Source organism: Pseudomonas sp. NC02 (genome assembly GCF_002874965.1).
GTDB lineage: Bacteria > Pseudomonadota > Gammaproteobacteria > Pseudomonadales > Pseudomonadaceae > Aquipseudomonas.
The window spans coordinates 6,413,978-6,428,652 of sequence record NZ_CP025624.1 but is presented as its reverse complement, the minus strand read 5'-3'; the positions used below and the strand labels follow the sequence as shown (position 1 = coordinate 6,428,652).

At 61.2% G+C, this 14,675-nt stretch carries 13 protein-coding genes; 8 read left to right on the top strand and 5 right to left on the bottom strand.

Features of this window, described 5'->3' with window-relative positions; translation table 11 throughout:
- Window positions 1-26 precede the first annotated feature (26 nt).
- Both metK and C0058_RS30280 read right to left on the bottom strand, forming a co-directional pair.
- Window positions 27-1,217, bottom strand: a complete 1,191-nt coding sequence (gene metK, locus C0058_RS30285) for a methionine adenosyltransferase (protein ID WP_003216863.1) — start codon at window positions 1,215-1,217, stop codon at window positions 27-29.
- Window positions 1,218-1,236: 19 nt separating this feature from the next.
- A complete protein-coding gene (locus C0058_RS30280; protein WP_003216864.1) occupies window positions 1,237-2,232 on the bottom strand; it encodes a metalloregulator ArsR/SmtB family transcription factor in 996 nt (331 codons plus the stop codon).
- Between the two features lie 249 nt (window positions 2,233-2,481).
- On the opposite strand from C0058_RS30280, the gene tkt reads away from it, so the two are divergent.
- The 6 genes from tkt (at window position 2,482) to fba (ending at window position 8,836) form a co-directional block, all read left to right on the top strand.
- A complete protein-coding gene (tkt, locus tag C0058_RS30275; protein WP_102370080.1) occupies window positions 2,482-4,479 on the top strand; it encodes a transketolase in 1,998 nt (665 codons plus the stop codon).
- A 209-nt stretch (window positions 4,480-4,688) separates the two neighbouring features.
- Complete coding sequence (epd, locus tag C0058_RS30265) at window positions 4,689-5,738, top strand: erythrose-4-phosphate dehydrogenase (RefSeq protein ID WP_102370079.1); 1,050 nt, start codon at window positions 4,689-4,691, stop codon at window positions 5,736-5,738.
- 19 nt (window positions 5,739-5,757) lie between these two features.
- Window positions 5,758-6,921, top strand: a complete 1,164-nt coding sequence (locus tag C0058_RS30260) for a phosphoglycerate kinase (RefSeq protein ID WP_102370078.1) — start codon at window positions 5,758-5,760, stop codon at window positions 6,919-6,921.
- 29 nt (window positions 6,922-6,950) lie between these two features.
- Window positions 6,951-7,178, top strand: a complete 228-nt coding sequence (locus C0058_RS30255) for a hypothetical protein (protein WP_102370077.1) — start codon at window positions 6,951-6,953, stop codon at window positions 7,176-7,178.
- Between the two features lie 60 nt (window positions 7,179-7,238).
- Window positions 7,239-7,574, top strand: a complete 336-nt coding sequence (locus C0058_RS30250) for an MliC family protein (protein WP_003216869.1) — start codon at window positions 7,239-7,241, stop codon at window positions 7,572-7,574.
- 197 nt (window positions 7,575-7,771) lie between these two features.
- Window positions 7,772-8,836 carry a class II fructose-bisphosphate aldolase gene (fba, locus tag C0058_RS30245; protein ID WP_003177554.1) on the top strand — a complete coding sequence of 355 codons (1,065 nt, stop codon included), beginning with the start codon at window positions 7,772-7,774 and terminating at the stop codon, window positions 8,834-8,836.
- A gap of 59 nt (window positions 8,837-8,895) precedes the next feature.
- On the opposite strand, the gene C0058_RS30240 is transcribed toward fba, so the two are convergent.
- The 3 genes from C0058_RS30240 to C0058_RS30230 form a co-directional block, all read right to left on the bottom strand.
- The gene (locus C0058_RS30240; RefSeq protein WP_003216872.1) at window positions 8,896-9,189 is read right to left on the bottom strand and encodes a hypothetical protein; all 294 of its coding nucleotides are present in this window, start codon (window positions 9,187-9,189) and stop codon (window positions 8,896-8,898) included.
- A 485-nt stretch (window positions 9,190-9,674) separates the two neighbouring features.
- Entirely contained in the window at window positions 9,675-10,904 is a 1,230-nt protein-coding gene (gene alr / locus C0058_RS30235) for an alanine racemase (protein WP_003216875.1), read from the bottom strand.
- A gap of 141 nt (window positions 10,905-11,045) precedes the next feature.
- Complete coding sequence (locus C0058_RS30230; protein WP_102370076.1) at window positions 11,046-11,711, bottom strand: polysaccharide lyase family 7 protein; 666 nt, start codon at window positions 11,709-11,711, stop codon at window positions 11,046-11,048.
- Between the two features lie 308 nt (window positions 11,712-12,019).
- Here C0058_RS30230 and C0058_RS30225 point away from each other — a divergent pair, with 308 nt between their 5' ends.
- The gene (locus tag C0058_RS30225; RefSeq protein ID WP_102370075.1) at window positions 12,020-14,131 is read left to right on the top strand and encodes a bifunctional diguanylate cyclase/phosphodiesterase; all 2,112 of its coding nucleotides are present in this window, start codon (window positions 12,020-12,022) and stop codon (window positions 14,129-14,131) included.
- A gap of 43 nt (window positions 14,132-14,174) precedes the next feature.
- Window positions 14,175-14,675: a M48 family metallopeptidase gene (locus C0058_RS30220; protein WP_087693221.1), complete on the top strand. Its 501-nt coding sequence runs from the start codon at window positions 14,175-14,177 to the stop codon at window positions 14,673-14,675.

Below are 14,675 nucleotides of genomic sequence, written 5' to 3'. Positions count from 1 at the left end.
GGGGCTTTGTGTACACCGTAGGACGATTACAGGCCGGCGGCAGTACGCAGGTCGTTGGCACGGTCGGTCTTTTCCCAGGTGAACGTAGTGAACGTGTCGTTGCCGACAGTCTTCTGCTCAGGGGTACGACCGAAGTGGCCGTAGGCCGCAGTTTCCTGGTACATCGGGTGCAGCAGGTCGAGCATGGTGGTGATTGCGTAAGGACGCAGGTCGAAGATCTCACGCACCAGCTTGACGATCTTGTCGTCGCTGATCTTGCCGGTACCGAAGGTGTTCAGCGAGATCGACGTAGGCTGGGCCACACCGATTGCGTAGGACACTTGAATCTCGCAACGCTCGGCCAGGCCGGCGGCCACGATGTTCTTGGCCACGTAACGACCGGCGTAGGCCGCCGAACGGTCAACCTTGGATGGATCCTTGCCGGAGAACGCGCCACCGCCGTGACGGGCCATGCCGCCGTAGCTGTCGACGATGATCTTGCGACCGGTCAGGCCGCAGTCGCCCACCGGGCCACCGATGATGAACTGGCCGGTCGGGTTGATGTGGAACTGGGTGTCCTTGGTCAGCAGTTCGGCAGGCAGCACGTGCTTGACGATCAGCTCCATGACGCCTTCGCGCAGGTCGGCGTAGGAAACGTCCGGGTTGTGCTGGGTCGACAGTACCACCGCGTCGATGGCGACGACTTTGCCGCCTTCATAACGGCAGGTCACCTGGGACTTGGCGTCCGGGCGCAGCCATGGCAATGCACCGGATTTACGGGCTTCGGCCTGGCGCTTCACCAACTGGTGGGAGAAGGTGATCGGTGCCGGCATCAGCACGTCGGTTTCGTTGCTGGCATAGCCGAACATCAGGCCCTGGTCGCCGGCGCCCTGATCTTCAGGCTTGGCACGGTCGACACCCTGGTTGATGTCAGGGGACTGCTTGCCGATGATGTTCATCACGCCGCAGGTCGCACCGTCGAAGCCGACGTCGGAGCTGTTGTAGCCGATGTCGATGATCACATCACGCACGATCTGCTCCAGGTCTACCCAGGCAGAGGTGGTGACTTCGCCGGCGATGATCGCCACGCCCGTTTTCACCAGAGTCTCGCACGCCACTCGGGCGAACTTGTCTTCAGCGATGATGGCGTCCAGCACCGCGTCAGAGATCTGGTCGGCGATTTTGTCCGGATGCCCTTCAGACACGGACTCGGAGGTGAAAAGGGAGTATTCGCTCATCTCGATGTTTTCCTGATATTTACCGATGGTGAGTGTCGCCAGCCGGCCGCTGAAAATGGCGGACCTGAATCTGGAAACCATTACGTAAACCTACATAGAGGCTTTCCCCGGGAACGAGTCCCGCAGCGGTGGCCCAACGGGCCAGATCGTCCTGTTCAAAACCCAGCCAGAGATCACCGCAGGCTTCCCTGGCCCAACTCTGGTTGTGGCTGCATAAATCCGTGACCAACAGGCTGCCGCCTGGTTGCAGCAAATTTGCCATCTGCCTGAGGGCGTCTGCCGGGGCGGCGAAATGGTGCAGGACCATGTTCAGCACCACGCAATCGGCCCGCAGGCTGGTGTCATTCAGGGCGTCCGCCAACTGCAGGTGGACATTGCCCAGCGCTTCGCGCTCACACAATTGGCGGGCCAGCTCCAGCATCGCCGGGCTGTTGTCCAGCGCCGTGACCTGATGAAAGCGCCGCGCCAGCTCCGGCAGGAAGCCGCCATCACCCGGGCCCACTTCGACCGCCGTAGCCTCATCACTGAAGCTCAGCTTGTCCAAAAGTGCCAGCACGCTTTCGCGGTATTGCGCCAAGCCGGCGATCAGATCCTGCTGGGCGCGAAACTTCTCGGCTACCCGTGAGAAAAAGTCCTGGCTGGCGGCAGCACGTTGCCCGTGCACCTGGCTGATGCGCGACTGCACGTCAGCTGGCAGCGCCAGGCTGTCTATTTCTTCGAGCAGCGCGGCGTGCAGCTTGCCGCCCAGTTGCTCGGTGTGGGGCAGGGCGCGACGGTAAAAAATCGCATTGCCCTCGCGGCGGGTCGCCACCAGGTCGGCCTGGGCCAGTACCTTCAAGTGGTGGCTCATGCCGGATTGGCCGATGGCGAAGATCTGCGCCAGCTCCAGCACCCCGAACGAATCGTTGGTCAGCGCGCGCAACACATTCAGGCGCAACGGATCGCCACCGGCCTTGCACAGGGCTGCCAGCTCGTCGCTGTCGTCGGGTCGAATGGAAGGTGCGCTCAGGTTCATAAGGCCAGCAGTCTAGTGACGGTGGGAAAACCCCGCAAGGGCAATATCAAAAAGTTTTGATATTGGTCGATAATCGGTGGTTATAAGCAGCCGCTATAACCCATGGACGAAGCGGGGGGCGGTTTCTCCAGTCAATCCGCAGGAAAAACACCCCCAAGTGACTATCTGTCATTGCCCCGAGGGCCGTGGCTGAGGGAAAATGCCGATCCTTTTTTCCGTTTCTTTTATTCAACCTCCAGGAGATCAGCGATGCCCAGCCGTCGTGAGCGTGCCAACGCCATTCGTGCCCTCAGCATGGATGCCGTGCAAAAAGCCAACAGCGGCCATCCCGGTGCCCCGATGGGCATGGCGGATATCGCCGAGGTACTTTGGCGTGACTACCTGAAACACAACCCGAGCAACCCGTCGTTCGCCGACCGTGACCGGTTCATCCTGTCCAACGGCCACGGCTCGATGCTGATCTACTCGTTGCTGCACCTGACCGGCTACGACGTCACCATCGACGACCTGAAAAACTTCCGCCAGATCCACAGCCGCACCCCGGGCCACCCGGAATACGGCTACACCCCTGGCGTTGAGACCACCACCGGTCCACTGGGCCAGGGCCTGGCCAACGCCGTGGGTTTTGCCCTGGCTGAAAAAGTGCTGGCTGCGCAGTTCAACCGCCCGAACCACAACATTGTCGACCACCACACCTACGTGTTCCTCGGTGATGGCTGCATGATGGAAGGCATTTCCCACGAAGTCGCCTCCCTGGCCGGTACCCTGGGCCTGGGCAAGCTGATCGCCTTCTACGATGACAACGGCATCTCCATCGACGGCGAAGTCGAAGGCTGGTTCACCGACGACACGCCTAAGCGTTTCGAAGCCTACAACTGGCAGGTGATCCGCAACGTCGACGGCCACGATCCTGAAGAGATCAAGACCGCCATCGACACCGCCCGCAAGAGCGAGCAGCCAACCCTGATCTGCTGCAAGACCACCATCGGTTTCGGTTCGCCGAACAAGCAAGGCAAGGAAGATTGCCACGGCGCCCCACTGGGTGACGCGGAAATCGCCCTGACCCGCGCTGCGCTGAAGTGGAACCACGGCCCGTTCGAAATCCCTGCTGACATCTACGCCGAGTGGAACGCCAAGGAAGCCGGCCTGGCGGTCGAAGCCGAGTGGGACCAGCGTTTCGCGGCCTACTCCGCCGAATTCCCTGAGTTGGCCAACGAACTGGTTCGCCGCCTGGCCGGTGACCTGCCTGCCGACTTCGCTGAAAAGGCCTCGGCCTACATCGCCGAAGTGGCGGCCAAGGGCGAAACCATCGCCAGCCGTAAAGCCAGCCAGAACACCCTGAACGCGTTCGGCCCGCTGCTGCCTGAGTTCCTCGGCGGTTCGGCTGACCTGGCCGGTTCCAACCTGACCCTGTGGAAAGGTTGCAAAGGTGTCTCGGCGGAAGACGCCAGCGGCAACTACATGTACTACGGCGTGCGCGAGTTCGGCATGAGCGCCATCATGAACGGCGTTGCCCTGCACGGCGGCCTGGTGCCTTACGGCGCGACCTTCCTGATGTTCATGGAATACGCGCGCAACGCCGTACGCATGGCGTCGTTGATGAAGAAGCGTGTGATCTTCGTCTACACCCACGACTCCATCGGCCTGGGCGAAGACGGCCCGACGCACCAGCCGGTCGAGCAATTGACCAGCTTGCGCACCACGCCGAACCTGGACACCTGGCGCCCATCGGACGCGGTCGAATCGGCTGTGGCCTGGAAGCACGCAATCGAGCGCAAGGACGGTCCTTCGGCGCTGATCTTCTCCCGTCAGAACCTGCAGCACCAAACCCGCGACGCGGCGCAGATCGAAGGCATCAGCCGTGGTGGCTACGTGCTGAAAGACTGCATCGGCGAGCCGGAGCTGATCCTGATCTCCACCGGTTCCGAAGTGGGCCTGGCGGTTCAGGCGTACGACAAGCTGACTGCCGCCGGTCGCAACGTGCGTGTGGTTTCCATGCCGTGCACCAGCGTCTTCGAAGCCCAGGACGCCGACTACAAGCAATCGGTGTTGCCGTTGCAGGTCAGCGCACGTATCGCCATCGAAGCGGCTCACGCCGACTACTGGTACAAGTACGTGGGCCTGGAAGGTCGCGTGATCGGCATGACCACCTACGGTGAGTCGGCGCCGGCGCCAGCGTTGTTCGAAGAGTTCGGTTTCACCCTGGAAAACATCCTGGGTCAGGCTGAAGAGCTGCTGGAAGACTAAAGCGCGTCCCCTTGTAGGAGCGAGCTTGTTGTGGCGAGGGAGCTTGCTCCCGCTGGGCTGCGAAGCGGCCCCAAGCCGTGCGATCGAGATGTGTCAGATACACCTCGTCAGCCGGTCTGGGAGTGCTTCGCACTCCAGCGGGAGCAAGCTCCCTCGCCACACAAGCGAGTTCCTGCAAAGGTTTGTGTCGCCCACAATGCGAGAACCCCATGCCTCAACCGCGTCCCTACAAAGTTGCACTCAACGGCTACGGCCGGATTGGTCGTTGCGTCTTGCGTGCTCTGTTCGAGCGAGGGCCGGCGGCCGGGTTTGAAATTGTCGCGATCAACGATCTGGCGGACATGGCCAGCATCGAATACCTGACACGCTTTGACTCCACCCACGGCCGGTTCCCCGGCGAAGTGCGGGTCGAGGACGATTGTCTGCATATTAATGGCAACTGCGTGAAGGTCCTGCGCAGTGCCACCCCTGAGGGCATCGACTGGGCGGCGCTGGACGTCGACCTGGTGCTGGAATGCTCCGGTGCCTATCACACCCGTGCCGACGGCCAGCGGTTTCTCGACGCCGGCGCACCACGGGTCCTGTTTTCCCAGCCGATGGCCAGCGAGGCGGATGTTGACGCCACCATCGTCTACGGCGTGAACCAGGATTGCCTGACCGGCACCGAACTGCTGGTGTCCAACGCCTCCTGCACCACCAACTGCGGCGTGCCGCTGTTGCGCCTGCTGGACCAGGCGATTGGCCTGGAATACGTGTCGATCACCACCATTCACTCGGCAATGAACGATCAGCCGGTGATTGACGCTTACCACCATGAAGACCTGCGCCGTACGCGTTCGGCGTTTCAGTCGGTGATTCCGGTGTCCACCGGCCTGGCGCGCGGTATCGAGCGACTGTTGCCGGAACTTGCCGGGCGAATCCAGGCCAAAGCCGTACGGGTACCGACGGTGAATGTGTCTTGCCTGGACATCACCATGCAAACCGTCAGCGACACCGACGCCGGCGAAGTCAACCGGATCCTGCGCGACGCCGCCACCAGCGGCCCGCTCAAAGGCCTGTTGGCCTACACCGAGTTGCCGCACGCCAGCTGTGATTTCAACCACGACCCGCATTCGGCCATTGTCGATGCCAGCCAGACCCGCGTTTCCGGCCCACGGCTGGTGAACATCCTGGCGTGGTTCGACAACGAATGGGGTTTTGCCAACCGAATGCTGGACGTTGCAGAACACTATCTGCAAACAGCCTCTCCACAACTTTAGCTCTCAGGAATTGCCCCCCATGACCGTGTTGAAGATGACCGACCTCGATCTGCAAGGTAAGCGCGTACTGATCCGCGAAGACCTCAACGTCCCAGTCAAGGACGGTGTTGTCACCAGCGATGCGCGAATCCTGGCCTCGCTGCCGACCATCAAGCTGGCCCTGGAAAAAGGTGCGGCCGTGATGGTCTGCTCCCACTTGGGTCGTCCGACCGAAGGTGAATTCTCGGCAGAAAACAGCCTCAAGCCTGTAGCTGAATATTTGAGCAAGGCCCTGGGCCGCGACGTGCCGCTGGTTGCCGACTACCTGGACGGTGTGGACGTGAAGGCTGGCGACATCGTGCTGTTCGAAAACGTGCGCTTCAACAAGGGCGAGAAAAAGAACAGCGACGAACTGGCCCAGCAATACGCTGCCCTGTGCGACGTGTTCGTGATGGACGCCTTCGGCACCGCGCACCGTGCCGAGGGTTCGACCCACGGCGTGGCCAAGTTTGCCAAAGTTGCCGCAGCTGGCCCGTTGCTGGCGGCTGAACTGGACGCACTGGGCAAGGCCCTCGGCGCTCCGGCCCAACCGATGGCCGCCATCGTTGCCGGCTCCAAGGTGTCCACCAAGCTCGACGTGCTGAACAGCCTGAGCCAGATCTGCAACCAGCTGATCGTCGGCGGCGGCATTGCCAACACCTTCCTGGCCGCTGCCGGTCACCCGGTGGGCAAATCGCTGTACGAGCCGGACCTGCTGGACACTGCCCGCGCCATTGCCGCCAAGGTCAGCGTGCCGCTGCCGGTAGACGTGGTGGTGGCCAAGGAATTCGCTGAAAGCGCCGAAGCCACCGTCAAGCTGATCGCTGACGTTGCCGCTGACGACATGATCCTGGACATCGGCCCGCAAACGGCAGCCAACTTCGCTGAACTGCTGAAGTCGTCCAAGACCATCCTGTGGAACGGCCCGGTCGGCGTGTTCGAGTTTGACCAGTTCGGCAACGGCACCAAAGTGCTGGCCCACGCCATCGCTGAAAGCTCGGCATTTTCCATCGCTGGCGGTGGCGACACCCTGGCGGCCATCGATAAATATGGCGTTGCTGACCAGATCTCCTACATTTCTACGGGGGGTGGTGCGTTCCTCGAATTCGTTGAAGGCAAGGTACTGCCGGCTGTCGAAGTGCTGGAAAGCCGGGCCAAGGGATAAGGCACTTGCTGAGGAAAAGGAGCATTCCGATGATCAGGTCGTTGGCACTGGTGATTGCAGCGGGCCTGCTGGCCGGCTGCGGCAGCACGCCGAAAGCGGCGCCCGAGTCTGAAAAGGCCGGGGCGGGGCGGCAAAAGAGTTGCTACCAGGCTGACTGGCAGGCCGAAACCATGCCGGTGATCAACAAGCGCATCGGGCCGGACGGGTTGGAGAAATACGACTCTGCGCCCAACGGTCAGGAACAGGGTTGCCCTTGACGGGTCTGATTCACTAACCGACAGCCGCGGTGGCCGCAGGTCGCCGCTTGAGGATTGGCAATGAAAGGCGTTTTCGCCCTGGCGGCACTGGCGTTATTGGCCGGATGCACCAACCTGAACATGTTCGACAAGAAGGCAGAGCCGGCAGACAAGTGGACCACCTGGACGTGTGACAGCCAGGCGCAAGTCAACTGGCGGTTTGCCGACCAGGCCCGCACCCAGGTGGATGTGCGCCTCGGCGGCTCGGACCAGGTGTATCGCCTCAAGCAGGATGTGGCGGCCTCGGGCGTGCTGTACAGCGACGGCCAGTTGGCGTTTCACACAAAAGGTGAGGAAGGCCTGGTTTACTGGGTTGCCACCGATGATTTGATCGGGCGTGGCTGTAAAGCGCAATAACACGCCGCGATCACCTGTAGGAGCCGGCTTGCCGGCGATAGCGTCAGCCGCCATCGCCGGCAAGCCGGGTCCTGCAGACAGGTTTAACGATTAAGCAGGGCAGGCTTTGAAAGCCTGACCTTCAATAACTTGAATAGCAGCCGCCGCTACGGCAGGCTTGCACGATTAACGACCCTCGACCGGGAGAGAGACTCACAATGGCACTTATCAGCATGCGCCAGATGTTGGACCACGCAGCCGAATTCGGCTATGGCGTTCCAGCCTTCAACGTCAACAACCTTGAGCAGATGCGCGCCATCATGGAAGCCGCTGACAAGACTGACTCTCCAGTGATCGTCCAGGCTTCGGCCGGCGCGCGCAAATACGCCGGTGCCCCGTTCCTGCGTCACCTGATCCTCGCCGCGATCGAAGAATTCCCGCACATCCCGGTGTGCATGCACCAGGACCACGGCACCAGCCCTGACGTGTGCCAGCGCTCCATCCAGTTGGGCTTCAGCTCGGTAATGATGGACGGTTCCCTGGGCGAAGACGGCAAGACCCCGACCGACTACGAATACAACGTACGCGTCACCCAACAAACCGTGGCCATGGCTCACGCCTGTGGCGTTTCGGTTGAAGGCGAACTGGGCTGCCTGGGTTCCCTGGAAACCGGCATGGCCGGTGAAGAAGACGGTATCGGCGCCGAAGGCGTACTGGATCACAGCCAAATGCTGACCGATCCGGAAGAAGCCGCCGACTTCGTGAAAAAGACCCAGGTTGACGCCCTGGCCATCGCCATCGGCACCAGCCACGGCGCCTACAAATTCACCAAGCCACCTACCGGCGACGTGTTGGCCATCGACCGCATCAAGGAAATCCACAAGCGCATCCCGAACACCCACCTGGTGATGCACGGTTCTTCCTCGGTACCGCAAGAGTGGCTGGCGATCATCAACCAGTACGGCGGCGACATCAAAGAAACCTACGGCGTGCCGGTTGAAGAAATCGTCGAAGGCATCAAGTACGGCGTGCGCAAGGTCAACATCGACACCGACCTGCGCCTGGCCTCCACCGGTGCGATGCGTCGCCTGATGGCCACCAACCCGAGCGAATTTGACCCACGTAAATTCTTCGGCGCTACCGTGACGGCCATGCGTGACGTGTGTATCGCGCGTTATGAAGCCTTCGGTACTGCGGGCAACGCTTCGAAGATCAAGCCGATCTCGTTGGAAGCGATGTACCAGCGTTACCTGAAAGGTGAGTTGAACGCCAAGGTTAACTAAGCCTTACGCGTTAATGAAAAGCCCGCAGCGATGCGGGCTTTTTTGTGGCTGAAATTTGATCAGGCGGCTGCGGGGGTGTCGAAGCCGCGGTATTCGATGACGCGGAATACGTCGCTTACGTCCTGCACCAGGATGCGGGCGGTGTTGGCTACGTGGTTCAGGTCACGCTCCGCAAAATCGGGCAGGCTGGAGCAGGCCATCAGGTTGAGGTGTTCGAGGGCGGCGTTGAGGCGTTCACGCAGGCAGGCGTGCAGGTCCTGCAGCGGAGCTTCGCTGTCGATCAGGAGTACCGGGTATTCGGTGGCTGTTTCGGTGCAAGGGGTGAAACGGCGGGGTGGGAGTTGTGGCTTCATGGCAAATCCTTAACTCAAAAGAAAATTGGCCACCGTTTGCTGCGAAACAAATAGGGTGGCAGCTGTACGCGGGTTCGCAGACCGAGGAGTTAAGACCCGGCAGACCCGAAGGTCTCCCACGTACAACCGCCATAAAAAGCCGAGCATTGGCAGGACTGCCTATGTCGTATTTTGACGGGTACGGTATTAACTCTGTAGGGCTGCGAAACCCTATCGCCGTTCAATGCCGGCGACGGGGCGAACTATAAGCGGCGCTCCGATTCACTGCAACGGCCCTGTAGGGCACAGGACCCCTGTGGGAGCCGGGCTTGCCCGCGATGGCGGTGTGCCAGTCGAAGAATAAGTTGGCTGATACACCGCCATCGCGGGCAAGTCGAATCGTCGCACCGCCAGCTCCCACAGGGATAAGTGTTGTTTAATTGATTGTGTTAATCACCGAATGATCCTTGGGTCCATAGGACAGTGCCTACGAGATGTGAGGAGACTTAGTTCTCCACCAGCACCTTCGGATTCGAGTTACCCCACACCGTATACAGATCCGCCAGCAACGCACCGTTGATGTCTTCAACCTCCGCCTGGCTGGTCTCCACCGCGCCCTGCTTGCCGAACAACACCACCTCATCGCCGCTCTTCACGGTCGGCACGTCGGTGACATCGACCATCAGGGTGTTCATCGACACCTTGCCCACCACCGGCACCCGGTGCCCGTTGATCAGCACGATGCCTTTGTTGGTAAACGCCCGGCGATAGCCGTCGGAATAACCCACGGTGATGTTCGCCAGTTTCGAATCCCGCGCCAGGGTGTAGGTGCGGTCGTAGCCTACGGTGTTGCCTTTCGGGTAGCTGTTGACGGACGCCACGTGGGATTTGAACTGCATCACCCGCTTGTATTCGGTGAACGACGGTACGGTATCGCCAAACAGCAGGCCGCCCGGACGAACCATGTCCAGCCGCGACTCGGGCACTTCCAGGGTGGCGAAGGAGTTGGCGGCGTGCAGGGTGATTTTGCTGCGGTCGAGCTGGGCGACGTTGATCAGCCAGTTGGCTTGTTCGTTGAACGCCTTGAGGCCGGTGCGCACGTCGGCGGCGTCTTCAACGGCGAAGTGGGTCATGATCGCCGTCACCTGCAGGTTTGGCACCTTGGTAATGGCTACGGCGTCGCGGCGGCCCTGGGCGGTGGTCATTTCCACACCGTTGCGGCTCATGCCGCTGGAGTTCAGGCCCAGGTGCACGACCAGTGGGCGGCCGTGGTTTTCGGCGATCAGGCTGGCGCGCACGGCGAAGTCCAGATTGCCCACCAGCTCTTCGACGTTATACGGCAACGCAGCTTCCAGCTCGCTCAGGGCGGCGGTGCGTACGCGGATCAGTTGGCCCTTGAAGCCGCTTTCACGGACCACGCGGGCTTCTTCGTTGCTGGCGATGCCGACGCAGGGCACGCCCAGTTTGATCACCGAGGGCATCAGTAAACCGATGCCGTGACCGTAGGCATCCGCCTTGAGCACGGCGCAGATTTTCGACTTGTCAGCGAGGCTGGCTTGCAGGGTGCGGATATTGTTTTCGAAGGCGACCTTGTTGATTTCGACCCAGGCGTTGCTGTCCTGGATATTGACCTGGGCCACCCCGTCGGCCATCGAGAGGGGCGGGGCGGCGAAGGCCGGGTTTTGCAGCAGTGCCATGCCCATAGAGAGGGCGAGCAGGGTGCGGGAAAAGGGCATTGGGCAGTCTCCATGACTTTCTTGTAGGGGGTAGTGCGCGTGCGCGGCGCCATACTCGGATTGTCCTACAAGAAAGTCGAGACCCTGGGTCGCGGTTCTGTCCTAAAGCGTCGTGGGACCGGTCGCTGAAGCGAATCAGCTTCAGTCGTGATCAATGTCCAGCTTGGCAAACGTCACGCGGGCGCCTTCCTTGCTGTTGCCGCTGTTGTCCTGCACGTAGGCGCCGGCCTTGAAGTACAGCGGCTGTTTGCCCCACGCAGCGCCGATGCGTTCGTTCCACTGCCCGTTGGCGGCGTCGACGCTCAGCAGGCCGGCCTTGTTCAGGTGGATGACGTAGGTGAAGTCGCGGTCCAGCGGTACGTTCTCGGCGACGATGATCACCCGACCTTCCGACTCGTCAGGGCGCATGCGCACCTTGGCGACGATGTTGCCGGTCTGGGTTTTTTCCTTGTATTGGTATTCGACCTTGATCAGTGGCTTCTGGCTTTCGTAGGCGTGGATTTGACCGATCACCACCTTGCCGGACGACGGCACCTTGTTGACCGACAACGTGGCACGCAGGAAATTGTCGGCGTCGCTGTACAGCCAGTTGCGCAGGCGGCCGTCGGCGTAGGTTTCCCGCAGTTCGCTGCGAGGGTAAACGGCGTTCTCGGTACGCGTGCCGGTCACCGGGGTCCAGAATTGCACGCTGCTGCCTTCGGCCTGGAAGTATTGGTCCTTGAACCCGCTGAGCAGTTTCGGCGTGTCGATGGTCGAGGGCGGGGAGCCGACGGGGATGCTCAGGTTCCAGGTGGACAGATCAATCATTGAATACGCCTTTAACGGGGAGAGAAGGCCTTGGCTCGGGAGCCGGCACTTTCTTTATAGGTGGCTCGAAATGGATTGTTAATGGCTTTGTGGCGGATTGTTGGCGCCAATGAAATGTCAAAAAGCCATGTTTCCCGTAAACCGCGGGCTGTAGACACTGACCGTTAGTCGGTTGTCTGGGCTTTGGCGCAATGATGGCACCGTCGTGGCTTCTGCTTTATGGGATCCAGGGCTAGAGTGAGCCCTTATTGTTTATCCGGTTTTGTCGCAAAAATGACCGGAATGACTCCGACGAAAGAGAAGCAGCAATGGAATGCGCTCCAATCAAGCCTCGCGATGGTTGTTCAGTGCTTTTGGTGGTCGATGACTATCCCGAAAACCTGATCAGCATGCGTGCGCTATTGCAGCGTGAAGATTGGCATGTGGTGACGGCGGCCTCCGGGGTGGAAGCCCTGGGATTGCTGCTCGAACACGACGTCGACCTGGTGTTGCTGGATGTGATGATGCCCGGCATGGACGGGTTCGAGGTGGCCCGGCTGATGCGCGGCAGCCAGCGCACGCAACTGACCCCGATCATCTTTCTCAGCGCTCACGCCCAATCGCCAGCGGCGATGCTGGAAGGCTATGCCAGCGGTGCGATCGACTACCTGCTGAAACCCTTCGACCCGAATATCCTCAAGCCCAAGGTCCAGGCCCTGCTGGAGCACCAGCGCAACCGCCGTGCCTTGCAGCGCCTGAGTCACGATCTGGAATCGGCCCGGGCCTTCAATGCCTCGGTGCTCGACAATGCCGCCGAAGGCATCCTGGTGGTGGGCGAAGACGGCGTGATCAGCTACGCCAACCCGGCGATTTCGCGGCTGATCAATGCGCCGGTCGCCGAGATCCAGGGTGCCGAGTTCCTGGACTTCCTACAGAAGCCCCATGTGCCTGGGTGGTCCGATTCTGCCTTATATGAAGGCTACAAACGTGGCGAAACCTGGCGCCTGCACGACGCCATCTTGCGCACCGCACCCGGCCAGCAGTTGCCCGTGGCGATGTCGTGCGCCCCGCTGCCGGCCGAGCAGAAAGCCATGGTGGTCACGGTGCTGGACATGTCCGAGGTGCGCCATCTGCATCAGCAACTGGAGTTCCAGGCCGTCACCGACCCGCTGACGGGCCTGCTCAATCGGCGTGGGTTTCACCAGTCGGTGGAGAATGTGCTGTTGCGCAGCGAGCGTAACGAGCAGTCGCTGGTGCTGCTGTACCTGGACCTGGACGGGTTCAAGCGGGTCAACGATTCCCTCGGCCACGACGCCGGAGACCGCGTGCTGCGCTGGGTCTCGGAACAGTTGAAGGCGTGCCTGCGCTCCTACGACATTCTCGGGCGCATGGGCGGGGATGAATTCACCGCGCTGCTGGAGCTGGAATTTCCGGAGCAGGCGGCCAAGATTGCGGAAAAACTGATCGAACGGGTGTCGATCTGTCAGCAGGTCGACGGTCTGGATGTGATGCTGGGCGTCAGTATCGGCATCGCCACTTTCCCGGACTGCGGCTCGGACCTCAACGGCCTGCTGCGCGCGGCCGACGTCGCGATGTACGAGGCCAAGCGCGCCGGGCGTCAGCAATATCGCTACTACGACCAGGAAATGAACGGCCGGGCCCGCTCGCGCCTGATGCTCGAAGACAGCGTACGCAGCGCCATCGACAGCAAGGATTTCACCCTGGTGTACCAGCCGCAGGTGTCGTTGCACGACGGCCATCTGCGGGGCGTCGAAGCGCTGCTGCGCTGGCAGCACCCGAGTGTCGGCGATGTGCCGCCGGGGCTGTTTCTGCCGTTGCTCGAAGAGGCGCGGCTGATCAGCCAGTTGAGCACCTGGATCTACCAGCAGGTGGCCGCCCAGCGGCAGGCATGGGCAGGGGTGTTCAACGATGAGTTGGTCCTGAGCGTGAGCTTGAGCAGCAGCCAGTTCAATATGCCGAACCTGGCCAGCCAGCTGCAGCAGGTGCTGGAGCGACATGGGTTGCAAGGCCGGCAGCTTGAGGTGGAGATCAGTGAAGAAAGCCTGATGCACAATCTGGATGAGTCCACCAAGCAGCTCAAGCTGTTGCGCCGGGCCGGCGTGCGGATTGCCCTGGATGATTTCGGCGCGGGCAACTGCTCCCTGGCCCACCTGCGGGACCTGGAATTCGACACCCTAAAGCTCGACCCGAAGCTGATCGCCCGCCTGCCGGGTTCATCCCGGGACGCGGCGATGGCGCGCAGCATTATCGAATTGTGCCGGCATTTTGATCTGCTGGTGATTGCCGAAGGCGTCGAGACCCAGGAGCAAGTTGAATGGCTCAAGGCCAACGGCTGCCAGTTCATCCAGGGCCCGCAGGTGGCGCCGCCGTTGATCGCGGATGAAATTGCCGACTGGCGCCTGCGCGCAGCGGCCCGCTGAATTCGCTACACTGGCGCCCATTCAAATACCCGTTGTTGACCCCATGACCGCGCTGAAATACCTCCAGGCCTACCCCCCAGCATTGCAGGAGCAAGTGCGCCAGTTGATTGCCAAGGACCAACTCGGCGACTACCTGACCCAGCGCTACCCCGAACGGCATGGCGTGCAGAGCGACAAAGCACTGTACAACTACGCCCAGGCCCTGAAGCAGGAACACCTGCGCAACGCCCCGGCCATCGACAAGGTGTTGTTCGACAACCGCCTGGACCTGACCCACCGCGCCCTCGGCCTGCACACCACCATCTCCCGGGTGCAGGGTGGCAACCTCAAGTCGAAGAAAGAAATCCGTATCGCCTCGCTGTTCAAGGAAGCCGCGCCGGAATTTCTGCGCATGATCGTGGTACACGAACTGGCGCACTTCAAGGAATCGGACCACAACAAGGCGTTCTACAAACTCTGTGAATACATGTTGCCGGGCTACCATCAGGTGGAATTCGACCTGCGGGTGTACCTGACCTGGCGGGACCTGCAGGGCAAGCCCTGA

Coding starts and splice junctions, on each gene's coding strand:
- metK (WP_003216863.1), bottom strand. CDS start 1,217: ATGAGCGAATACTCCCTTTTCACCTCCGAGTCCGTGTCTGAAGGGCAT.
- C0058_RS30280 (WP_003216864.1), bottom strand. CDS start 2,232: ATGAACCTGAGCGCACCTTCCATTCGACCCGACGACAGCGACGAGCTG.
- tkt (WP_102370080.1), top strand. CDS start 2,482: ATGCCCAGCCGTCGTGAGCGTGCCAACGCCATTCGTGCCCTCAGCATG.
- epd (WP_102370079.1), top strand. CDS start 4,689: ATGCCTCAACCGCGTCCCTACAAAGTTGCACTCAACGGCTACGGCCGG.
- C0058_RS30260 (WP_102370078.1), top strand. CDS start 5,758: ATGACCGTGTTGAAGATGACCGACCTCGATCTGCAAGGTAAGCGCGTA.
- C0058_RS30255 (WP_102370077.1), top strand. CDS start 6,951: ATGATCAGGTCGTTGGCACTGGTGATTGCAGCGGGCCTGCTGGCCGGC.
- C0058_RS30250 (WP_003216869.1), top strand. CDS start 7,239: ATGAAAGGCGTTTTCGCCCTGGCGGCACTGGCGTTATTGGCCGGATGC.
- fba (WP_003177554.1), top strand. CDS start 7,772: ATGGCACTTATCAGCATGCGCCAGATGTTGGACCACGCAGCCGAATTC.
- C0058_RS30240 (WP_003216872.1), bottom strand. CDS start 9,189: ATGAAGCCACAACTCCCACCCCGCCGTTTCACCCCTTGCACCGAAACA.
- alr (WP_003216875.1), bottom strand. CDS start 10,904: ATGCCCTTTTCCCGCACCCTGCTCGCCCTCTCTATGGGCATGGCACTG.
- C0058_RS30230 (WP_102370076.1), bottom strand. CDS start 11,711: ATGATTGATCTGTCCACCTGGAACCTGAGCATCCCCGTCGGCTCCCCG.
- C0058_RS30225 (WP_102370075.1), top strand. CDS start 12,020: ATGGAATGCGCTCCAATCAAGCCTCGCGATGGTTGTTCAGTGCTTTTG.
- C0058_RS30220 (WP_087693221.1), top strand. CDS start 14,175: ATGACCGCGCTGAAATACCTCCAGGCCTACCCCCCAGCATTGCAGGAG.